The sequence below is a fragment of the Pseudomonas sp. GD04015 genome (genome assembly GCF_029837675.1).
GTDB lineage: Bacteria > Pseudomonadota > Gammaproteobacteria > Pseudomonadales > Pseudomonadaceae > Aquipseudomonas > Aquipseudomonas paralcaligenes.
The window spans coordinates 1-19684 of the sequence record NZ_JAOEEE010000056.1 but is presented as its reverse complement, the minus strand read 5'-3'; the positions used below and the strand labels follow the sequence as shown (position 1 = coordinate 19684).

Below are 19684 nucleotides of genomic sequence, written 5' to 3'. Positions count from 1 at the left end.
ACCCGCCCTACATCGATCTGTTTGGCGAGCTTCAGAACAGCTTGCGGTACTGGATGAAGCCGGAGCGGTCGCCGATGCGGTCGTAGAGCATGCGGCCCTGGTAGTTGGTTTCCTGGGTCAGCCAGTGCACGCGCGAGGCGCCGGCCTCGCGGGCCTCGGCGTAGACGTGCTCGATCAGCGCGCGGCCGATGCCGCCGCCGCGCACGCCCTCGGCGACGTACAGGTCCTGCAGGTAGCAGTAGTCGCCGCTGGTCCAGCAACTGCGGTGGTAGATGAAGTGCACCAGGCCCACGGCCTCGCCGTCGCGCCAGGCCAGGGCCGCGTGCATCGGCTCGGCCGGGTCGAGGAAGCGCTGCCAGGTGAGGGCGCTGGTCTCGGCGGCGATGCTGGCCTGGTAGAAGCGCTGGTAGCCCTCCCACAGCGGCAGCCAGGTGGCGTGGTCGGCGGCGCCGACCGGGCGGATGGTGAGCGGCGAAGCAGGAGACATGGGCATTTCCTTTTGCGGGGTCATGGGCTGAGGGTCATGCGTGCGGCCAGCTCCCGGTCGCGGGGCGCGGCGGAGTCGCTCAGGCCCGCGTGGACGCCGGCCTGGTCGGCGGCGGAGCGGTTCTGGCCGAGCTTCCACTTGCCCTCCAGGCGGCGGATCGGCAGGGCGAAGCCGACGATGGCGCGCAGCATGGCTTCGAGGTACTCGCGCGGCGCGTCGTCGACCGCCCAGGGCCGCGGCCGGCCGGCTTCGTGGCGGTCGCTGAGGCGGCCGACGATCCCCAGCAGGCGCTGCGGGTCGTCGATCAGCTCGACCGGGCCGCGGGCGTGCACGGCGATGTAGTTCCAGGTCGGGACCACCTTGCCGTGCTCGGCCTTGGCCGGGTACCAGGCGGGGCTGATGTAGGCGTCCGGCCCGGAGAACACGGCCAGGGCCTCGGTGCCGTCCTGCAGCTCGCGCCAGTGCGGGTTGGCCCTGGCGAAGTGGCCGTAGAGGGTACCGAACTCGCCCTCGCCGGGCTCCAGCAGCAGCGGCAGGTGGCTGGCCTGGACGCCCTCACCGCCGGCGCTGGTTAGCAGGGCGAAGGGGTTGGCCCGAATCTGCGCGTGCAGCTCGGCGAGGTCGTCCTGGCGGAAGGCGTTGGGCACGTACATGGTGGCGGCTCCTGGCGGAATGGCGCCATGCTAGGCAGGATATTGGCCTGTTGTAAGAGCCATTCAGCGCCTGTTCGATGGAGCCAATCCATGTCCGCCACACCGCCGTTGCCCGTCGATCTTTCCGGCATCCGCCTGGACCCCGGCCAGGGCCTGGCGCGCCAGCTCTACCAGGCCCTGCGCGAGCGCATCCTCGACGGCCGCCTGGCGGGGCGCGCACGGCTGCCGGCCAGCCGCGACCTGGCGGCGCTGCTGGGCATCTCACGCAATACCGTGACCCGGGCGTTCGACCAGCTCTACGCCGAGGGCTACGTGGAGGGGCGGGTGGGCGATGGCACCTACGTGGCGGACCTGGCCACCGAGCGCCCGGCGCCGCAGCCGCTCGCCAGCGGGCCGGCGCCGAGCGCGGCGTTGCGACGGCTGCAGGCGCACCACCTGCCAGCGCCGCTGAGCGGTCCGCCCAGGGCCTTCCGCATCGGCGTGCCGGCCTTCGACCTGTTCCCCTTCGAGACCTGGGCGCGCCTGCAGGCACGCTTCTGGCGGCGGCCCTCGGCGGCGCGCCTGGGATACGGCGACCCGGCGGGCGACCCCGCGCTGCGCGAGCTGGTGGCCGCCTACCTGCGCAGCAGTCGCGGCCTGAACTGCGACCCGGCCCAGGTGGTGATCACCTGCGGCGCCCAGCAGGCCATCAGCCTGTGCGCCCAGCTGCTGGTGCAGCCCGGCGAGCGGGTGGCGGTCGAGAACCCCGGCTACCGCGCCGCCGGCCATGCCTTCGCCGTGGCCGGCGCCGAGCTGTGCGGCGTGGCGGTGGATGACGACGGGCTGGATACCGCCGAACTGGCCGCCATCGCGGACTGCCGGCTGGCCTACGTCACGCCTTCGCACCAGTACCCCACCGGCGTCACCCTGTCGCTGGCGCGGCGCCTGGAGCTGCTGGAGTGGGCCGAGCGCCGGGACGGCTGGATCGTCGAGGACGACTACGATGGCGAGTACCGCTACAGCGGCATCCCGCTGGCGCCCCTGGCGGCGCTGGATCGTCAGGGGCGGGTGCTGTACGTCGGCACCTTCTGCAAGATCGCCTTCCCGGCACTGCGCCTCGGTTACCTGGTGCTGCCGCCGACCCTGGCCGAGGCCTTCGCCCGCCGCCAGGCGCTGGATATGCGCCATTCGGAGATCGGCACCCAGGCGGTGATGGCCGAGTTCATCGCCGCCGGCCACTTCCAGCGCCATGTGCGGCGCATGCGCCAGGCCGCGCGGGCGCGCCGCGACGCCCTGCTGCGGGGCTGGCCGGAGGTGCCGGGGTGCACGCCGCTGCCAGCGGTGGAGGCCGGCCTGCACCTGTGCGTGCCGGTGGCCAGCCGGGCGCGGGAGCGTGAGCTGGTGGCTGCCGCACGGGGTGCCGGGGTGGAGATGAACGGCCTGGGCGAATACTGGCTGCAAGGCGAGGCGACGCCCGAGACGGCGCGCGCCGGGCTGGTGCTGGGCTTCGCCGCCGTGCCCGAGGCGCAGATCGCCGAGGCGCTGCGGACATTGCGCCGCGCCTGGAAGCTCTGACGTAGGGTGCGCCATGCGCACCGGGGCAATGTACGGGTCTGCTGGTGTGCGCATGGCGCACCCTACGGGATCCGCGAAATTCGCGGCTGAAGCCGCTCCCACAAAAAGCAGGATTGCGCCTGGGACATAGTGAAAAAGGCTATGCCCCCGTTGCGTGTTGCAGACGCTACCGCTGCACTGTGGAAGCGGCCTGCCGGGGAGCCGGTAGGGTGGTTGGGCCACTGGCCGTAACCCATCGGCGCAATCGACCGCGCCACCGCCGGTGGGCTACGCCAGCAAGCGGCTAACCCACTCTACGCGTTCCGCAGCCTAGCCCTGACTGGACGCTGCAGCTGTCTGCCGCTGGATTATTCCTCTTCGGCCAGCGCAAGCGCTGTTCAGTGATACAGCTGCTGTCCCGCCTGCGCGGGAATGACGGTTGCGGGAGCAACTCCACCCCCACCTCGTCATCCCCGCGCAGGCGGGGACCCAGAATGGGTCAGGGCGCTGCAACTCGGCCAAAAAAAGGGATGGCCGAGGCCATCCCTGAGAGGTGAGGCTGGTGAGGGCCTCTTCTATGAAGCGGTTTTCGCTCGCCGGGCCGGGGCCTTTGCCTGGCTCGGGGAGACGTAGAAGCCGGCAAGGCCGGGCCAGCAGCGGCGCGGCGGGTGCAGAGCAAGGAACAGGGCCTTGGTGACCGGGGTCGCGGACGTTTGCATGGGGGCGTTCTCCAATCAGTGCTGCAGCGGCACGAGGCGCGGGGCGATCATGTTCTCGGGGCGCAGGATGTCGGCCAGGGTGGCGTCGTCCAGCAGCTTCTCTTCGCGGACCAGTTCGAGCACACCACGGCCGGTTTCCAGCGCGGTCTTGGCGATGCGGGTGGCGTTCTCGTAGCCGATGTACGGGTTGAGCGCAGTGACCAGGCCGATGGAGCTTTCCATCAGCTCGCGGCAGCGCTGCTCGTTGGCGGTGATGCCGTCGATGCACAGCTCGCGGAGCATATCCATGGCGCGGGTCAGCAGGCGGATCGAGTCGAGGATCTTGTAGGCGATCAGCGGCTCCATCACGTTCAGCTGCAGCTGGCCGCCCTCGGCGGCGAGGGTCAGCGCCAGGTCGTTGCCGATCACCTCGAAGGCGACCATGTTCACCGCCTCGGGGATCACCGGATTGACCTTGCCCGGCATGATCGAGCTGCCCGGCTGGCGCGGCGGCAGGTTGATCTCGTTGATCCCGGTGCGCGGGCCGCTGGAGAGCAGGCGCAGGTCGTTGCAGATCTTCGACAGCTTGACCGCGGTGCGCTTGAGCATGCCGGAGAACAGCACGAAGGCGCCCATGTCGCTGGTGGCCTCAATCAGGTCGGCCGCCGGCACCACCGGGTGGCCGCTGACGATCGCCAGGCGGCGCACGGCCAGCTTCTGGTAGGCCGGGTCGGCGTTGATCCCGGTGCCGATGGCGGTGCCGCCCAGGTTGACCTCGGTGAGCAGGTCCGGCGCCAGGCGCTTGAGGTGCTGCAGGTCCTCGCCCAGGGTGGTGGCGAAGGCGTGGAACTCCTGGCCCAGAGTCATCGGCACGGCGTCCTGCAGCTGGGTGCGGCCCATCTTCAGCACGTGGCCGAACTCCAGGCCCTTGCTGGCGAAGGCGTTGATCAGGCGGTCGAGGGCGCCGAGCAGGCTGTCGTGGCCGAGCAGCAGGCCGATGCGGATGGCGGTGGGGTAGGCGTCGTTGGTCGACTGCGCCATGTTCACGTCGTTGTTCGGGTGCAGGTACTGGTACTCGCCCTTCTCGTGCCCCATGGCTTCGAGCGCGATGTTCGCGATGACTTCGTTCGCGTTCATGTTGGTCGAGGTGCCGGCGCCGCCCTGGATCATGTCGACCACGAACTGGTCGTGGAACTCGCCCTGGATGATGCGGGCGCAGGCGGTGCTGATGGCGGTGTGCTTGGCGGCGGACAGGTGGCCCAGCTCGCGGTTGGCGTCGGCCGCGGCCTGCTTGACCATGGCCAGGCCGATCACCAGTTTCGGGTAGTGCGACAGCGGTACGCCGGACAGTCGAAAATTCTGCACGGCTCGCAGGGTCTGGATGCCGTAGTAGGCGTCGGTGGGGACTTCGAGGGTGCCGAGCAGGTCTTTTTCGATGCGGACGGATGCAGCAGCGGACATGATGGATCTTTTCTCTGGGAAATACGGCTTGGCGCCGCGATGCCCAATAATCTAGGCTCTGTGCCGTCCGTCGGCCAATGCTGTTAAACGCTATGGTATGCGTAATCGGCATAATGTCGCCGTGACTCGGGTTCGATGTCGCGCGTGCATAATTTCAAACGATGGTTGATCGATGAATCTGGAAACCAAGTGGCTGGAAGACTTCGTCGCCCTGGCCGCCACCCGCAGCTTTTCCCAGGCCGCCGAAAAGCGCTTCGTCACCCAGCCGGCCTTCAGCCGGCGCATCCGCAGCCTGGAGGCGGCGCTGGGGCTGACCCTGGTCAACCGCACCCGCACGCCGGTGGAGCTGACCGAGTCCGGCCAGCTGTTCCTGGTCACCGCGCGCAGCATGGTCGAGCAGTTGGGCGAGGTGGTGCGCCACCTGCACAACCTGGAAGGCCAGCAGGGCGAGGTGCTACAGATCGCCGCCGCCCACTCGCTGACCCTCGGCTTCTTCCCGGAATGGATCGGCCGCCTGCGCCGCGAGGGCCTGCCGCTGTCCACCCGCCTGGTGGCGACCAACGTCGGCGAGGCGGTGCACTCGCTGCGCGAGGGCAGCTGCGACCTGATCCTCGCCTACTACGACCCGGACGCGGCCGTGCAGCTGGCGCCGGACATCTTCCCCTCGCTGGACCTCGGCTCCACGGCCATGCTGCCGGTCTGCGCGGTGGGCGAGGATGGCGCGCCGCTGTTCGACCTGGACTCCGGCCAGAGCGTGCCGCTGCTGGCCTACAGCGCCGGCGCCTTCCTCGGCCGTTCGGTGAACCAGCTGCTGCGCCAGCGCGCTCTGCGCTCGACCACGGTGTACGAGACGGCCATGGCCGACAGCCTCAAGACCATGGCTCTGCAGGGCCTCGGCGTGGCCTGGGTGCCGCGCCTGTCGGTGAGCGCCGAGCTGGCCAGGGGCGAGTTGGCGGTCTGTGGCGGCGAGAAGTGGCAGGTGCAGCTGGAAATCCGCCTGTATCGCTGCGTGCTGTCGCGCAAGGCGGCGGTGCGCCTGCTCTGGCGCAAGCTGGAGGCGGGCGTCGGCGCCGGGTCGTAGCGGGCGGGTCGCCCGCCGTCACTTGAGGCCGAGGCGGGTCGCCAGGCGGTGCAGGTTGGCCCGGTCCACGCCCAGTTCGCGGGCGGCGGCCGCCCAGTTGTCCTGGTGGCGGCGCAGGGCGGCCTGGATCAGCTGGCGCTGGTAGGTGTCCACCGCTTGGCGCAGGTCGCCCACCGGCTCGGCCGTCGCATCGCTCGGTGCTTCCACGCTCGCCGGCTGCGGGGCGGCGGGCAGCGGGCCCAGGTCCAGGTCGCGGGCCTCCAGGGTGAGGATGCGCGGGCGCTCCGGCTGGCGCGCCATGGCCTTGAGCGCGGCGCGGCCGAGCAGGTGCTCCAGCTCGCGCACGTTGCCCGGCCAGGCATGGCCCAGCAGCGCGGCCTGGGCCTCGGCGGCCAGGCGCAGGCCGCGCAGGTGCAGGCGCGCGCGGTTCTGTTCGAGGAAGTGCCCGGCCAGCAGCAGCACGTCGCGGCCGCGCTCGCGCAGCGGCGGCACCTTGAGCGGGTAGACGCTGAGGCGGTGGTAGAGATCGGCGCGGAAGCGCCCGGCGCGCACTTCCTCGGCCAGGTCGCGGTTGGTGGCGGCGAGGATGCGCACGTCTACCCGGTGCTCGCGGTCGGAGCCCAGGCGCTGCAGCTGGCCGCTCTGCAGCACCCGCAGCAGCTTGGCCTGCACTGCCAGCGGCAGCTCGCCGACCTCGTCGAGGAACAGGGTGCCGCCGTCGGCCAGCTCGAACTTGCCGCTGCGCTCGCCGCTGGCGCCGGTGAAGGCGCCGCGCACGTGGCCGAACAGCTCGCTTTCCACCAGCTGCTCCGGCAGCGCCGCGCAGTTGATGCTGATCAGCGGCTTGCCGGCGCGGGGCGAGCGGGCGTGGATGGACTGCGCCACCAACTCCTTGCCGACGCCGGTCTCGCCCTCGATCAGCACGGTGAGGTCGCTGCCCGCTACGGTGTCGATTTCCGCCTGCAGCCGCTTGTGCGCGGCGCTCTGGCCGATCAGCTCGGCGGTGGCGGCCTGCCCGGCCACCTCGCGGAAGCGCGCGGCCAGCTGGCGCTCGGCCTCGGCGCGCTGGGCCAGGCTGAGCAGCCGGTCGTTGGCCTTCACCGAGGCGGCGGCCAGGCGCGAGAAGGCTTCCAGATTGTCCAGGTCGCTCTGGGCGAAGCTGCCGGGCTGCATGCTGTCGAGGGTGATCAGGCCCCAGGGGCGGTCGTCGATGAACAGCGGGCAGCCCAGGCAGTCGTGTACTTCCAGGTGGCCGACGTGATCTTCCACCAGGCCGTCGTAGGGGTCGGGCAGATCGCTGTCGGCGGCGAAGCGGGTCGGCCGGCGGTCCCCCAGTAGCATCTCGAAGCGCGGATGCTCGGCCAGGGCGAAGCGGCGGCCCAGGGTGTCCGCGCTGAGGCCGTCCACCGCCAGCGGAATGAGCAGATCTCCTTCCAGGCGCAGCAGCGCGGTGGCGTCACAGGGGATCAGCGCGCGTAACGCGCTGAGCAGGCGCCGGTAGCGCTCTTCTTCGTCCAGTTCCCGACTGAGGTCGTCGACCAGTGGTAGCAGGGCCTGGAGCAGCGGGTGGGTGGTCATCATGACTTCCTGCTGTCGATTCGACATTCTAAAGCTCGCTGTCAAATCGACAATTAAATGTTCAAATATTTGATTTATATGAATAAATCAGATGGCACGATTGCTGATAGGTCTCTTGCAGAAAAACCTGCGTGCAAGAGGAAAACCCCTATGTTGTCCAATGAACACATCGCTCTCGTCAAGGCCACCGTGCCTCTGCTGGAAAGCGGCGGCGAGGCGCTGACCACCCACTTCTACCGCATCATGCTGGCCGAGTACCCGCAGGTGCGCCCCCTGTTCAACCAGGCGCACCAGGCCAGCGGCGATCAGCCGAGGGCGCTGGCCAATGGCGTGCTGATGTACGCCCGCCACATCGACCGGCTGCAGGCCCTGGGCCCGCTGGTTTCCCAGGTGGTGCAGAAGCACGTGTCGCTGCAGATCCTGCCGGAGCACTACCCCATCGTCGGTGGCTGCCTGCTGCGCGCCATCCGCGAGGTGCTGGGCGCCGAGATCGCCACGGACGCAGTGATCGAGGCCTGGCGCCTGGCCTACGGCCAGCTGGCCGAGCTGCTGATCGGCGCCGAGGAGGAGGTCTATTGCGCCAGCGAGCGCGCCGAGGGCGGTTGGCGGGGCGGCCGTCCGTTCCGCGTGGCGCGCAAGGTGCGCGAGAGCGAGGAGATTACCTCCTTCCACCTGCGGCCGGTCGACGGCGGCGCGCTGCTCGACTTCGTCCCCGGCCAGTACATCGGCCTGCGCCTGGTCATCGACGGCGAGGAAGTGCGCCGCAACTACTCCCTGTCCACCGCGCCGGATGGCCGCGAATACCGCATCAGTGTCAAACGCGAGCCGGGCGGCCGCGTTTCCAGCCACCTGCACGAACGGATCGGCGAAGGCGACGAGATCGAGCTGTTCGTGCCGGCCGGCGACTTCACCCTCAACCGCTCCGCGAGGCCGCTGGTGCTGATCGGCGCCGGCGTCGGCATCACCCCGCTGATGGCCATGCTGGAGGCGGCGGTCCACAGCGGCCGGCCGATCCGCTTCATCCACTGCGCGCGTCATGCCGGCGTGCAGGCCTTCGCCGCACGGGTGGACGAACTGGTCGCGGCCCATCCGCAGGTGCAACGCTTCTACTGTCTGGAGGAGCAGCGCCCGGGCGACGGCGCCGATGCCCACGGCCGCCTGTCCCTGGAACGGCTGAGGGCCTGGCTGCCCGTCGAGCGCGACGTGGATGCCTACTTCCTCGGCCCCAGGCCGTTCATGGCGGCGGTCCGGCGCGACCTGCGCGAACTCGGCGTGCCGGATGCCCAGGCCCGCTACGAGTTCTTCGGCCCGGCCGCCTCGCTCGATGCCTAGTCGTCCTCGCCGTCGGTGAACAGTCCCTTGCCCCAGCTCACCAGCGGATCGTCGTACTCGTGGGCCTCGAGCGCGGCGAGCTTGGGCTCGATGAAGGCCTCGAAGGCCTGTGCCGAGTCGAAGTGGTGGCGGCCGGTTACCACGGTGAAGATCAGCTTCTTGCCGATGCTGGTGGAGAACATGTTGCCGATCGGCTTGCCGTTCTTGCGCAGCAGCACCAGCCTGGCGTGGCTGCCGATGTCGCGGCTCAGCGCGATGTCTTCCTCGGTCACGTCGTCGGTCGTCAGGCCGAGTCCGAAGCTGGCGCCTTTCAGGGCGCTATAGCTGGCGAAGGCCGCCTCGCTGGGGCTGGAGGTGAGCAAGACGGTGCTGTGCAGGTACAGGCCGCTGAGCGGCGGGGAATCGTAGGTGAGTTCGATGGAGCGGCTCAGGTAGGAGACGGTCTTGCCGTAGCGCCCGGCGTCCTCCTCGTAGCCGAAGTCGGTGTGGGTCAGCAGCAGGGCGCGCTCCGCCTCGGTGGGTTGCGACTGGTCGTCGACGCAACCGCCGAGCAGCAGCGCGGCGGCCAGGAGGGCCAGGGTTCTGAACATGGTGCGGTCCTTGCGGTTGATCCGACGGCAGCTTGCCGCAGCGTCCCGCGCTTGAACAGGCCCTAGTCGACGCGGAAGCGCAGTACGCCGATCTGCTGGCCAGCCTCGGTCACCACCTGCACCTGCCAGTCGCCGGCCGGCTGCGTGGGGAAGTTGCGCTTGTGGGTCCAGGCCCGGTAGCCGGCCTTGCGGCCGCCGTGGATGTCGAGGGCGATGCGGTCCATCTCCACGCCGTCGCGCTTCCACACATGGTAGATGCGTTCGTCCAGCCCGCGCGGGGCGCTGATCGCGGTGTAGGCGTACAGCCCGGCCTGCTGCAGCTGGGCGGCGGACACCTTGCCCAGGCTGCGTCCCGGGCTGCGCTGCTGCAGCTGCTCGGTGACGGCCACCTCGGTCAGCCACAGGGTCGCCGGCGGCACCCACGGGCGCGCCAGCCAGGCGCCGACGCCGAGCGCGGCGACCAGCCCGGCCAGGGTCGCCCAGCGCCAGTAGCCCTGGATGCGCAGGCTGCTGCCGAGGCTCGGCAGCGCCACCACCAGCGCGGCGCCCAGGGCCAGGCGGTAGCTCTCGGCGGTGGTCAGGTGGACGATCAGCGGCAGCGCCACCAGCAGCACGGCGAACAGGGTGAAGGTATGGAAGCTGAGGTAGAGCCAGCGCCGCGCGGCCAGCCAGCGGTAGTAGATCGGGTCGACGATGGCGAGCAGCGCCGCGGCGCCGAGCAGGCTGGTGAACAGCGCCTGGCCGCTGTGCCAGGAGGTGGTGACGAAGAAGAAGGGCAGGGCGAAGAACAGGCTTTCCTGGTGGATCATCTGGGTCAGGTAGCGCAGCACCAGCGGCGGCACCTCCAGCCCCAGCCAGCGCGCCGCGCTGCGGGTCAGCAGGCCCTCCAGCAGCAGCCAGGCCCAGCTCAGCAGCATCAGCACCGCGATCACCTTGCCCACGCCTGCCTGGCGGTCGACCAGGATGAAACTCGCCACGCCCGAGAAGAAACCGAAGGCGGCGATCAGGCCGGGATAGCGCTGGACCAGGGCGAAAAGGCGGAGCAGGTAGGGTTTCCAGTTCGGCATCGAGCGTGCTGAGGGCGGCGGCGGGTCGGGCAGGATACCAGCAGCCCCGCCGGCAGGGGGCGGGGCGATGGACCGTTCATGCAAGCCGGGCTACTGACGTGGGCCGGCCTATGAAAGACCGGCTTGAATCGACGTTCGTTCCTGGCGAGAGAAATGCCGGTCCGGTCTAGATCGGCGCGCACATCTGCACGCCCTCGTACTCCCAGCCTTCGTCGATCATCTGGTCGATGATGGCCGAGCTGGTGGTGTAGCGGTGGTTGGATGGCAGCCCCTGGGCAAAACCGTTGTTGTAGAGGCGATGCACCGCCCGGGTCTGTGCCGGGCAGGTGCCCTCCGCGTCCGGCTTGCTGATCCTGAAGTCGTAGCTCTCGAGCTGCCAGCTCAGGCTCCTCGGGTTGTAGATCTGGATCAGGAAGTCGCACTCTTCCTTCGACACCGAATAGAAGTGAGAAGGCGGGCCGTAGATGATGCCGGTGGCGGGGTTGATCTGGGTGTTGCCGTAGAAGCGGCAGACGGGGGCATTGCCGCCGTGCTTGAACGACTGGCCGGTGCGTATCCAGCGCCCGACGTTGCCGGCATCGACGGAACGCTGTTCCACGGCGTCACCGGTGATGAAGTAGCGGTCCTGGTCGGGGTTGTAGTACTCGACCACCGTACCGTTGACGGCGATCGGCGCGCCGGCTGGGTTGAGCCACTGGTTCAGCCCGGCGTCGTAGGCGGGGCGCAGCAGCCCGTAGGTATCCTGGCCGGCGGTGCAGCTGGAGGAGCCTCCGCGCAGTTGGCCGATCAGGCGGGTGCCGTTGAACAGGCCGGAGCCGCTGCTGCCCCCCTCGGTGAAGCCCTGTTGCCATTTCACGCTCACGAAGTCGGAGCTGGCGAAGTCGCCGGGGTAACAAGTGAACCGCCCCAGCCAGTTGATCCGGGTACAGGAAAAGAAGTCGTCGATGTAGCCGAAGCTGGCCTTCTGCAGGTCTCCTTGCGGATGGTGGACACCGACGACGGGCTGCATCCAGGTCTGCGCGCCCAGATCGGTGCTCCAGCCGGCGAATACCGCTCCGTCGGGAGCCGGCTGGTTCAGACGCAGCAGGGTGGTGTCGGTATCGCCGTTGCTGTACAGCATCTGTGCGCCGCCGGAGAGCGTGCGTGTATCGTCGGAGAGAGCTCCACGGCAGCTACTCGTCCGGTAGAACCATTGAGTGACCAGGGTCGAGGCGACCGACTGCGAGGAGATGCAGTGATTGGCGGTGAGCAGATAGGGCGTGCGGTCGGCCTTGCGGTTGTTCAGCAACGTCCCGCTGCACAGGTAGCTGTCGCCGTACTCGATGAAGATCATCTTGGCGGTGGCGCGGCTCTTGTTGTCCAGGTCGCTGTCGCTGGCCAGTGAACAGGTCACGTCGTTGTGGCAGTAGCTGGACGCACCGATATCCTTGATGGTCTGGGTGTCGCTGTAGATGTGGGAAATCTTAGGGATGCCGATGGCCAGGGAGGCCGGGTCGACCCCCGCGGGCAGTTCGATCTCGATGCCGATGGTCTCGCCACTCATCATCGGTGACCAGTACTCGCCCGCCTCGGCGCTCAGGTCGCCCGCGTCACGGTTGGCCTGCAGCACGGCGAGCACTTCGCTGGCATGGACCACGACCGTTTCGCCCGCCTCCGCGCCATAGAAATACAGCGTGGCCGAGGAGGGCAGGTGGTCGACGGTGATCGCCAGGCGGACTGCGCTGGCGTCGTCGGAGGCGATGGCGAGGGCGGCGACATGTCCGCCGCTGGCGGTCGGTTGCCAGGCCAGTTGCGTCCGGGTCAGGCTGGCGCTGCGCAAGGCCGCCACATCACGACGCACGCCGACCTGCAAGGGCTGGCCCGCTTCCCGCTGCTGGCTGAGTGAGCGGCTCTTGGCCTGGTTCAGCGGCCCCAACTGGATGGTCGCCGGTTGTTCGATCCGCCGTGGCGGCTCCTGGGCGGGTTCCGTTGTCGGCACGTCCTCAAGGGGGCGCAACTCGCCGAGGCTGTCCGCCTGCGCCACGCCCATCAACAGTGACAGGCCAAGGGCATACAACATCTTCTCCATAACGGCGATTTCTCCAGTCGGTACTACTTCCAGTCTTTCTTGCCTTCGGTCCGTGGGGCCTCGACAGGCTGGAGATTGTACAGGGCCGGATGCTTCGCATGTGCATGGCGCCGCTGAGACTGAGGGGGTCGGGTAAAGGACCCCGGATTGCATCCGGGCTACTGGCGGTGGAGGCACGCCTTCTTCAGTGTTTCCAATGCGCTGGCGGCGTCCAGGCTGGCAAGCCTGCGCGCCGCGCCGACATGCTCGTCGCAGAAGTATTCGAGCCCTGGCGGGTGCGACAGGCCTATCGGCTGCCTCTCGTCATGGTCCTGGAACGCGACCCAGTCGCCGGCGGCGGGGAATTTCCCGCAGATGCTGCAGATGGCTGGCCTCATGGCGTTCTCTTTTGTGGGAGTCAGCGCTCATCCACCCGTTCTGGTCCAGCGGCGGACGCCCTGGAGCAGGGTGTTGGGTTGCTTGTGGACCTGCCACGTCTGGTTCGAGGTGATGGGGTGCGGATCGCCATGGTGATCGCGGCACATGGCGTCGACCTGAACGGTCATGTAGGCAAAGGTCTTGTTATTAATGAGCACCTCGACGGGTGCGTGGACCTGAGTGACCTGGCATTCCGCATCGCGGTATTCGAGGAGGAAGGCTTCCTTGATCTCCCGGTCTTCCGGATAGTCCGGCAGGCCGCAGCCGCCCAGCATCAGCGCCAGAATGCAGACGATCCAGGTGCTGGGTTTCCACGGGTGCATGCCGATTCCGGAGGCTTTGGAAGTTTGCATTCTCGACATGATCCTTATGGCGCATCAGATAGCCGAAGACGCTGATTAATCCTGGCGATTCGCAACGATGTAGTGATCTATCGCCTTCTTCGCCTCGGCAAGGCTGACGTCGAATTCCTGCCGATAGGACTGGATGGCGGCGAACTTCTGGTCCGGGTTAAGCGCCTGGGTGCGCCAGTCGGGGGCGGGTTCTGCCGTGGCCGTGACGGTCTCCAGCGTTGGCGGGTTGATTTCCCAGCGGGCGACGATGGTGAAAGGTTCGGTATCGGGCGCAGGGAATTGGCTGCGCTCGAGTTCCAGCCGCTCCTGGGAGATCAGCGACAGCACGTTCTCGGGCCGGCTTTTGGGGCCGTGGCGGAATTCGTGGTGCGTCGCCGGGAGATCGGCGAGCGATCTCAGGTAGCGCCGCATGGCTTCGTTCATCGGCTCGGTCACGGACGATATGTCGCGCTGCAGGCATTGGATGACCTGCTCCTCGGGGAAATCATCGGCCAGGTGATCGAGGTTGGCGAAGGTTTCCAGGAAGCGTACGGCAACGAAGTCATCGAAGGATCGGTAGCCGATGCGACTGGTCTCGTCGTCGTGCCAGATCAGCGCCACGCCGCTGGAGTGGGCGTCGAGGGGCATCAGGCAGTAGAGGTCGCCAGCGCCCGACTGGGCGAAAGGCAGGAAGACCTTTCCCGCCTGGTCCTTCGGGTTGAGCCACTCTTCGATTTCGCGGCGGGCATCGGCTGCCTCGATCCACTCGAAGTCATACCAGCTGATGAATGGAAGCGAGCCCTGGAGGGCCTGTTCTCGCCATGTCGAGGCCCATTCAGGTCCGTAGACGGTCTTGCCCGTCGCCAGCAGGCTGCGCAGCAGGTCGGGCAGAACGATGCCCGTTTCAGCGGCGAGCGCTTCGAATTCGATGAGAGCATTGGCCGGCATATCTCTATCAGCCCTCCAGAAGTTCTTCCGCACGGATGCCCAGCAACCTTAGCGGGCCGAGCGTGGTGCCTTCGAGGGAGCCGCCGTCGCCATAGACCTTGTTCACCGCATCCATCTCCGCACTTCTCCCCGCGACAGCTTCATAGGTCTTGCGGGGCACCTCCTTGGTCCAGCCATGGGTGAACACCGAATAGGCCAGGGTCAGGGCCGCGGTGAAATAGTGCTGACCGGCAACCGGGATTTCGATTTCGACGCCGTTCTCGTTGCTGGCCAGAAAGTGGTTGGGAAGGGAGGCGGTGCCCAGTTTCTTGAGAACAGGCCAGGAAAAGGCTGAGGGTACGAACGCATTCAGCTTCTCCGCATCGATGCGCGAGTAGCCCTTCTCCCGCAGGAGAAGAACGAGGTTTTCCTCGTCGATGTCGGGTTGCGCTGCGATGAGGTTGATCGTGTCGATGACACCTCTGAGTGCAGAGGCGTGATCCAATGCGGGCTTCATGATGGGTTATCGATCCATGGACGTAGCGCGCCATTCATCGAGCCGCTTCGCAGGCTGTCAGGACGCGTGGCGGGAAGCTGGAGGGCTTTCATCTGAACGAGATTTCATTTGCCTGGTGGAAAACGGGCGGGGAGATTTCGAACGTCTCGCCATCGGGTTTCCTGGCCAGCCACTGCCCCTCGACGATCATCTCCGTGTGCTCGGCCTCATGGGCGGCGACGTATTCGCTCCATGTATCGCCATAGTCGTCGAGGATGCCGATCCGCTCAGCTTCGACCCAGAACGCCATGTACGCATCGAGTCGGGCGCTGAGGGCGGGGTCTGCGATATCTGCGCGGACGAAGTTGCCCGCTGCATTCGGGAAGTCGTAGTTGTGCAGCAGGAAGTCCCCGATCTTCACTTCACCGAGGAAGATTTCGAAGCGCACTGGGTCCGGGCGAGTCGCCATTGCCTACCAGTCTCGGGTGGCGATGAGTTCTTCGGTGTCCGCATCGGCAAAGCCATAGGCCCTGGCGATATGCTCGAAGTCCTCGGCAATCGCTTCCCGCGCGGCGGTCTCGATCTCGCTGCCGCGTTCGTCGAACTCTTCCTGCAGGTCGTTGAACCTGTGGGTGGCGGCATGCGTCAGCGCATAGAGCGCGTCGAGGCTGGCGGGTTTGCTTTGTTCGATCTCCCTGCACAGGTCGAGCAGGATGTTCTCGCCCTTCTTCACCAGATCGTCCGGAAAGTAGGGGTCGGCATACATTTCCTTGAGAAAGGTGTAATTGGTCATCGCCGTATTGCCGAGGCTCATGGGAACTCCGTGTTTGCGGTCTATGCGTATCAGGTCCGGGACGGCGACCGTCTGCCGGACCAGGCCATGTTCATGTACTTCTCGCCGCCCCTGAGTTCTTCCAGCATCTGGTCGAGCCGCTTCTGCCGGGTGGCTTCCAGCTTGGCGCGGGAAATCCAGCCGAGGTAGTCGTTCTGTTGATAGGGCGGGCGCGCCGCATAGGCCTCCATGAGGCCGTGGCTGTCGAGGGCTTCCCGCACGAACGGCGGCATCGGGTTTTTCGCGCGCTTGAGGGTCGATTGCTTTTCAACGGCCATCGGTTGCTCCTGGGTGATAAGCCTGCGCGGCATGGCTTGCGGGTGTCCTGTTGGGTCCGCAGTCAGATTTCTGCACGGGAATATCCGCCGCCGCACCAGGCGGTGTAGTCGAACTCGGAAGGATGCGCGAGCAGGTGAAGGGAGCGCTCGCGCCAGCGCCGCAAGGATTGGCATCGGGTGTTTGCCGCCCGTTCGACGAAGCCCTGGACGACAGCCTTGGGCGTCGTTCGGTAGTCGTTGCGAACCGCATCCCCGACCATCAGATAGATGACATGCAGAAAGTACAGGCGATTGGGGCAGTTGGCATCGGCGGAGAACTCCAGGTAGTCACGCTCGTGTCTCGCCCAGGCCAATGCCAGGTCCCAATCCTGGCAAGGCTCCTGCGCATCGTGCGCATAGGCCCACGCTCTGATTTCGCTGCTGGAGGGGTTCCATGGATCGGCAAACAGGATGGGGCCTGCAGGGCAGGGATTCTCGGGTGCCATTTCAATAGTCTTCGGCTCGGCGTTCATCGCTCGAATTCATCTCACCAGAAGACGGCCCTGTTACTCATCTTGGCGGAAGCCGTGTCTTACATGGTCTTCAGGCGCTTGAAGCCGAGGAAGGCCACGTAGCCGAGCACCAGGGCCGCAATGGCGCTGATCGGGTAGAAGAACACTCCGCTGCGGAAGATGAAGAACGCGCTGTCGGGGCTCGGGCCGCTGTACAGCATGTACAGGGCGCACACGCAGAGTGCGGCGAGGAACAGGGACGAGGCCAGGACGACGGGTTTCGACTGGCTGCCTTGGGTGTTGTCGGTCATGGTGCTTTCCTTGCGCTGCTTGGCTGACGTGGCGGCCGTTATCCGCAGGATGTCGGCCGCTTTCCTTCGTCTCGTACCGTGCGTGGAGACGATCTGCCCGAAGCTACTGACAGTCCCCCGAACCTGTCCAGCGGTCGTGTTGCAAAGCGCCGATCAGGTCATCTCTTTTCTCTTGGGAAACGCCGAGGGCGCTCAGTGGCCCAGCGGCCGGACCGGTTCCAGCGGCGGGCTGCCTTCGCTCTCCGCCCTGTCCTCGTCTTCCAGCACCGCGTAGGCGCCGCCGCAGAACAGCGAGTTGAGGCGCTTCATATCGGCGATCAGTTCCAGGTGCAGGGCGCTGGTCTCGATGCTCTGCACCACCTGGCGGCTCAGGCGGTCGACGTGGGCGTGGGCCAGCCGCCGTTCCTCGCGGCGGAAGCGGCGTTTTTCCTGCAGCAGGCGCCGGGCGTTGTCGCGGTTGCCGTTGAGGAACACGTTGAGGCCCAGGCGCAGGTTGTCGGTGAGCATCCGGTGCAGGCTGCCGAGTTCTTCCAGGCCGCTGTCGGAGAAGCTGTGGTGGCGGGCGCGCTTGTGGTTGTCCAGCTTGCCGGCCATCTGCTCGATCAGGTCGCCGGCGTGTTCCAGGTTCACCGTCAGTTCGATGATCTCGGCCCAGCGCCGGCTGTCGTGGGCCGGCAGGTCGTCTCGCGGCATCTGCGCGAGGTACAGCTTGACCGCGTTGTGCAGGGCGTCGACGTCGTCGTCCAGGCGGCGCACCTGCTGGCCGGCGCCGTTGGCGTTGCCGCGCAGGACCTCCAGCAGGTGGGCCAGCATCTGTTCGATCAGGTCGCCGATGCGCAGGGTCTCCCGCGCCGCGTTGGCCAGCGCCAGGCTCGGCGTCTCCAGGGTGGCGCGGTCGAGGTGGCGGGGGCGGGCCACGCCGTCGCCCGAGGTGCGCTCCGGCAGCAGCAGGCTGCACAGACGCGCCATCAGCCCGACGCTGGGCAGCATCAGCAGGCAGCGCAGGCTGTTGTAGACCAGGTGGAAGCCGATCACCAGGGTGGCGGCGGACCAGTCCAGCTGCTTCATCCAGTCCACCAGCGGGTGGACGAAGGGCAGCACCAGCAGCAGGCCGAGCAGCTTGTAGAGCAGGCTGCCGAGGGCCACCCGGCGGCCGGCCGGCGACTGCATGCTGCTGTTCAGCAGGGCCAGCACGCCGCTGCCGATGTTGGCGCCGATCACCAGGCCGATGGCCACCGGCAGGCCGATCATGCCGCTGCCGGCCAGGGTCGCGGTGAGCAGCACGGCGGCCAGGCTGGAATAGGTGATCAGGGCGAACAGCGCGCCGACCAGGGCGTCCAGCAGCAGGTCGCCGGTCAGCGAGGCGAACAGCGCCTCGATGCTGTGCGACTCGGCGATCGGGCGCGCCGCCTGGACGATCAGCTGCAGCGCCAGGATCAGCAGGCCGAGGCCGATGGCGACCCGCCCCACCTGGCCCACGCGGCTCTGCTTGCGCGACAGGAACAGCACCACGCCGACGAAGATCAGCAGCGGCGACAGCCAGGACAGGTCCAGGGTCAGCACCCGCGCCATCAGCGCGGTGCCGACGTCGGCGCCGAGCATGATCGCCAGGGCCGGCGCCAGTGCCATCAGGTCCTGGGCGACGAAGGAGGTGACCAGCAGGGCGGTGGCGTTGCTGCTCTGCACCAGGGCGGTGACGCCGATGCCGGCGGCGAACGCCTGCGGCCGCCGCGCCACGCTGTGGCTGAGCACGCGGCGCAGCTGCGAGCCGTACACCCGCAGGATGCCGGTGCGCACGATGTGGGTCCCCCAGACCAGCAGGGCGATGGCCGAGAGCAGGTTGAGCAGGGTGAGCATGGCGCAGTCTCCCGGATGTCCTGGGGCTCGCTCTTCTTCGCTCGGCTGCGGCGGCCGAGTCACCGACGTGGCCGCTCGCCACGGCCACTCACCCAATAGTAGATCGGCTCTGGCGCCAGGCGTTCAGCCCGGTTGCCGGTCGCGGCGGAACTGCTCGACCAGCACCTGCAGGCGCTCGGCCAGCGCGGCCACGTGGTCGGCGCTGCTGCGGCTGCGCCCGCTGGCGCTGACGTTGCTGTGGCCGGCCTCGCGGATGCCCTCCAGGTTGCGCTGGATGTCTTCGCCCACCGCGCTCTGCTGCTCCACCGCGGTGGCGATCTGCAGGCTCATGTCGCTGATCGCCTCCACCTGGCGGTTGATCCCGGCCAGCACCTCGGCCGCCTGCAGGGCGTGGTCGACGCTGCCCTGGGCCTGTTCCTGGCTGCGCTGCATGGCGTCCACCGCCGCCGTGGTACCCAGCTGCAGGCGCTCGATGAGGGTCTGGATCTGCGCGGTGGACTGCTGGGTGCGGTTGGCCAGGCTGCGCACCTCGTCGGCGACCACGGCGAAGCCGCGCCCGGCCTCGCCGGCGCGCGCCGCCTCGATGGCCGCGTTGAGCGCCAGCAGGTTGGTCTGCTCGGCGATGCTGCGGATCACCTCGATCACCTGGTCGATCTCCAGGCTGTGCGCGCGCAGCTGCTGGATCACCCGGTTGCCCTGGCTCACCTCGCTGGCCAGCTCGGCGATCTGCCGGCGCGTCTGTTCCACCTGGCGCAGGCCGCTGTCGGTGGCCTGGTTGGCCTCGGCGGCGGCGCTGGCGCTGAGCTGGGCATTGCGCGCCACCTCCTGCACGCTGGCCGCCAGCTGGACGACCGCGCCGGCCACCTGTTCGGTCTCGCGTTGCTGCAGTTCGCTGGCGCCGCGGCTGCAGTCCATGGCGGCGGCCAGTTCGCCCGCGTTGTCGTGCAGCTGGCGGGCCGAGTCGGCGATGCGTCCGACCATCGCGCCGGCCTCGGCCTCCAGGCTGCGCAGGGCGAAGGCGATCTGGCCGAAGCTGTCGTTACGTCCGCAGTACACCAGCTGCCCCAGCGGGTTGTCGGCGATGCGCCGGGCCTCGCGGGTCAGCGCCGCCAGCGGGCGCAGCTGCCCGTGCACCAGGCCGGCCAGCGCGCCGCCGAGCAGGCCGCCGCCGAGCAGCGCCGGCAGCAGCGGCAGG

21 protein-coding genes are annotated in these 19684 nt (G+C 67.9%); 3 read left to right on the top strand and 18 right to left on the bottom strand.

Annotated features, from left to right (window positions below; all coding sequences use genetic code 11):
* Window positions 1-31 precede the first annotated feature (31 nt).
* On the bottom strand, window positions 32-487 hold the full coding sequence (locus N7640_RS24890; protein ID WP_279904976.1) for a GNAT family N-acetyltransferase: 456 nt from the start codon (window positions 485-487) through the stop codon (window positions 32-34).
* A 20-nt stretch (window positions 488-507) separates the two neighbouring features.
* A complete protein-coding gene (locus N7640_RS24885) occupies window positions 508-1140 on the bottom strand; it encodes an FMN-binding negative transcriptional regulator (protein ID WP_279904975.1) in 633 nt (210 codons plus the stop codon).
* Between the two features lie 90 nt (window positions 1141-1230).
* Between N7640_RS24885 and N7640_RS24880 the strand changes: the two genes are divergently transcribed.
* Window positions 1231-2694, top strand: a complete 1464-nt coding sequence (locus tag N7640_RS24880; RefSeq protein WP_279904974.1) for a PLP-dependent aminotransferase family protein — start codon at window positions 1231-1233, stop codon at window positions 2692-2694.
* A 713-nt stretch (window positions 2695-3407) separates the two neighbouring features.
* On the opposite strand, the gene aspA is transcribed toward N7640_RS24880, so the two are convergent.
* Complete coding sequence (gene aspA / locus N7640_RS24875) at window positions 3408-4832, bottom strand: aspartate ammonia-lyase (protein ID WP_279904973.1); 1425 nt, start codon at window positions 4830-4832, stop codon at window positions 3408-3410.
* A gap of 172 nt (window positions 4833-5004) precedes the next feature.
* Here aspA and N7640_RS24870 point away from each other — a divergent pair, with 172 nt between their 5' ends.
* Window positions 5005-5913: a LysR substrate-binding domain-containing protein gene (locus N7640_RS24870; protein WP_279904972.1), complete on the top strand. Its 909-nt coding sequence runs from the start codon at window positions 5005-5007 to the stop codon at window positions 5911-5913.
* Between the two features lie 18 nt (window positions 5914-5931).
* On the opposite strand, the gene norR is transcribed toward N7640_RS24870, so the two are convergent.
* Window positions 5932-7491 (bottom strand): nitric oxide reductase transcriptional regulator NorR, encoded by a 1560-nt coding sequence (norR, locus tag N7640_RS24865; protein WP_279904998.1) that lies wholly within the window; start codon window positions 7489-7491, stop codon window positions 5932-5934.
* A 150-nt stretch (window positions 7492-7641) separates the two neighbouring features.
* On the opposite strand from norR, the gene hmpA reads away from it, so the two are divergent.
* On the top strand, window positions 7642-8823 hold the full coding sequence (gene hmpA, locus N7640_RS24860; protein WP_279904971.1) for an NO-inducible flavohemoprotein: 1182 nt from the start codon (window positions 7642-7644) through the stop codon (window positions 8821-8823).
* Here hmpA and N7640_RS24855 read toward each other — a convergent pair.
* From N7640_RS24855 to N7640_RS24790, 14 genes are all read right to left on the bottom strand, one after another.
* Window positions 8820-9413, bottom strand: a complete 594-nt coding sequence (locus N7640_RS24855) for a hypothetical protein (protein WP_279904970.1) — start codon at window positions 9411-9413, stop codon at window positions 8820-8822. The genes hmpA and N7640_RS24855 overlap by 4 nt on opposite strands.
* Window positions 9414-9475: 62 nt before the next feature.
* Window positions 9476-10480: a DUF5924 family protein gene (locus tag N7640_RS24850; RefSeq protein ID WP_279904969.1), complete on the bottom strand. Its 1005-nt coding sequence runs from the start codon at window positions 10478-10480 to the stop codon at window positions 9476-9478.
* Between the two features lie 166 nt (window positions 10481-10646).
* Window positions 10647-12539, bottom strand: coding sequence for a trypsin-like serine protease (locus N7640_RS24845; RefSeq protein WP_279904968.1), 1893 nt, complete (start codon window positions 12537-12539; stop codon window positions 10647-10649).
* Window positions 12540-12706: 167 nt separating this feature from the next.
* Window positions 12707-12925, bottom strand: a complete 219-nt coding sequence (locus N7640_RS24840; protein ID WP_279904967.1) for a hypothetical protein — start codon at window positions 12923-12925, stop codon at window positions 12707-12709.
* A gap of 27 nt (window positions 12926-12952) precedes the next feature.
* Window positions 12953-13318 carry a hypothetical protein gene (locus N7640_RS24835; RefSeq protein WP_279904966.1) on the bottom strand — a complete coding sequence of 122 codons (366 nt, stop codon included), beginning with the start codon at window positions 13316-13318 and terminating at the stop codon, window positions 12953-12955.
* A 45-nt stretch (window positions 13319-13363) separates the two neighbouring features.
* Window positions 13364-14245 (bottom strand): SMI1/KNR4 family protein, encoded by an 882-nt coding sequence (locus N7640_RS24830; protein ID WP_279904965.1) that lies wholly within the window; start codon window positions 14243-14245, stop codon window positions 13364-13366.
* 7 nt (window positions 14246-14252) lie between these two features.
* Window positions 14253-14741 carry a hypothetical protein gene (locus N7640_RS24825; protein ID WP_279904964.1) on the bottom strand — a complete coding sequence of 163 codons (489 nt, stop codon included), beginning with the start codon at window positions 14739-14741 and terminating at the stop codon, window positions 14253-14255.
* Between the two features lie 88 nt (window positions 14742-14829).
* Window positions 14830-15168 carry a hypothetical protein gene (locus N7640_RS24820; RefSeq protein WP_279904963.1) on the bottom strand — a complete coding sequence of 113 codons (339 nt, stop codon included), beginning with the start codon at window positions 15166-15168 and terminating at the stop codon, window positions 14830-14832.
* Window positions 15169-15192: 24 nt separating this feature from the next.
* On the bottom strand, window positions 15193-15534 hold the full coding sequence (locus N7640_RS24815) for a DUF5713 family protein (RefSeq protein WP_279904962.1): 342 nt from the start codon (window positions 15532-15534) through the stop codon (window positions 15193-15195).
* A 29-nt stretch (window positions 15535-15563) separates the two neighbouring features.
* Window positions 15564-15830, bottom strand: coding sequence for a YdeI/OmpD-associated family protein (locus tag N7640_RS24810; RefSeq protein ID WP_279904961.1), 267 nt, complete (start codon window positions 15828-15830; stop codon window positions 15564-15566).
* Between the two features lie 62 nt (window positions 15831-15892).
* Window positions 15893-16342 carry a hypothetical protein gene (locus N7640_RS24805; RefSeq protein WP_279904959.1) on the bottom strand — a complete coding sequence of 150 codons (450 nt, stop codon included), beginning with the start codon at window positions 16340-16342 and terminating at the stop codon, window positions 15893-15895.
* 59 nt (window positions 16343-16401) lie between these two features.
* On the bottom strand, window positions 16402-16632 hold the full coding sequence (locus tag N7640_RS24800; protein WP_220815375.1) for a hypothetical protein: 231 nt from the start codon (window positions 16630-16632) through the stop codon (window positions 16402-16404).
* A gap of 192 nt (window positions 16633-16824) precedes the next feature.
* Complete coding sequence (locus N7640_RS24795) at window positions 16825-18489, bottom strand: Na/Pi cotransporter family protein (RefSeq protein ID WP_279904958.1); 1665 nt, start codon at window positions 18487-18489, stop codon at window positions 16825-16827.
* A 123-nt stretch (window positions 18490-18612) separates the two neighbouring features.
* On the bottom strand, window positions 18613-19684 hold a 1072-nt coding region (locus N7640_RS24790), incomplete at its 5' end, for a methyl-accepting chemotaxis protein (RefSeq protein WP_279906260.1).

What these genes read in the sequence shown, in the direction of transcription:
- N7640_RS24850 (WP_279904969.1), bottom strand. Translation starts at nt 10,480, where the DNA reads ATGCCGAACTGGAAACCCTACCTGCTCCGCCTTTTCGCCCTGGTCCAG.
- N7640_RS24830 (WP_279904965.1), bottom strand. Translation starts at nt 14,245, where the DNA reads ATGCCGGCCAATGCTCTCATCGAATTCGAAGCGCTCGCCGCTGAAACG.
- N7640_RS24835 (WP_279904966.1), bottom strand. Translation starts at nt 13,318, where the DNA reads ATGCAAACTTCCAAAGCCTCCGGAATCGGCATGCACCCGTGGAAACCC.
- N7640_RS24815 (WP_279904962.1), bottom strand. Translation starts at nt 15,534, where the DNA reads ATGAGCCTCGGCAATACGGCGATGACCAATTACACCTTTCTCAAGGAA.
- N7640_RS24795 (WP_279904958.1), bottom strand. Translation starts at nt 18,489, where the DNA reads ATGCTCACCCTGCTCAACCTGCTCTCGGCCATCGCCCTGCTGGTCTGG.
- N7640_RS24885 (WP_279904975.1), bottom strand. Translation starts at nt 1,140, where the DNA reads ATGTACGTGCCCAACGCCTTCCGCCAGGACGACCTCGCCGAGCTGCAC.
- N7640_RS24870 (WP_279904972.1), top strand. Translation starts at nt 5,005, where the DNA reads ATGAATCTGGAAACCAAGTGGCTGGAAGACTTCGTCGCCCTGGCCGCC.
- N7640_RS24840 (WP_279904967.1), bottom strand. Translation starts at nt 12,925, where the DNA reads ATGAGGCCAGCCATCTGCAGCATCTGCGGGAAATTCCCCGCCGCCGGC.
- N7640_RS24855 (WP_279904970.1), bottom strand. Translation starts at nt 9,413, where the DNA reads ATGTTCAGAACCCTGGCCCTCCTGGCCGCCGCGCTGCTGCTCGGCGGT.
- N7640_RS24890 (WP_279904976.1), bottom strand. Translation starts at nt 487, where the DNA reads ATGTCTCCTGCTTCGCCGCTCACCATCCGCCCGGTCGGCGCCGCCGAC.
- norR (WP_279904998.1), bottom strand. Translation starts at nt 7,491, where the DNA reads ATGACCACCCACCCGCTGCTCCAGGCCCTGCTACCACTGGTCGACGAC.
- aspA (WP_279904973.1), bottom strand. Translation starts at nt 4,832, where the DNA reads ATGTCCGCTGCTGCATCCGTCCGCATCGAAAAAGACCTGCTCGGCACC.
- N7640_RS24825 (WP_279904964.1), bottom strand. Translation starts at nt 14,741, where the DNA reads ATGAAGCCCGCATTGGATCACGCCTCTGCACTCAGAGGTGTCATCGAC.
- N7640_RS24810 (WP_279904961.1), bottom strand. Translation starts at nt 15,830, where the DNA reads ATGGCCGTTGAAAAGCAATCGACCCTCAAGCGCGCGAAAAACCCGATG.
- N7640_RS24880 (WP_279904974.1), top strand. Translation starts at nt 1,231, where the DNA reads ATGTCCGCCACACCGCCGTTGCCCGTCGATCTTTCCGGCATCCGCCTG.
- N7640_RS24800 (WP_220815375.1), bottom strand. Translation starts at nt 16,632, where the DNA reads ATGACCGACAACACCCAAGGCAGCCAGTCGAAACCCGTCGTCCTGGCC.
- N7640_RS24805 (WP_279904959.1), bottom strand. Translation starts at nt 16,342, where the DNA reads ATGAACGCCGAGCCGAAGACTATTGAAATGGCACCCGAGAATCCCTGC.
- N7640_RS24845 (WP_279904968.1), bottom strand. Translation starts at nt 12,539, where the DNA reads ATGTTGTATGCCCTTGGCCTGTCACTGTTGATGGGCGTGGCGCAGGCG.
- hmpA (WP_279904971.1), top strand. Translation starts at nt 7,642, where the DNA reads ATGTTGTCCAATGAACACATCGCTCTCGTCAAGGCCACCGTGCCTCTG.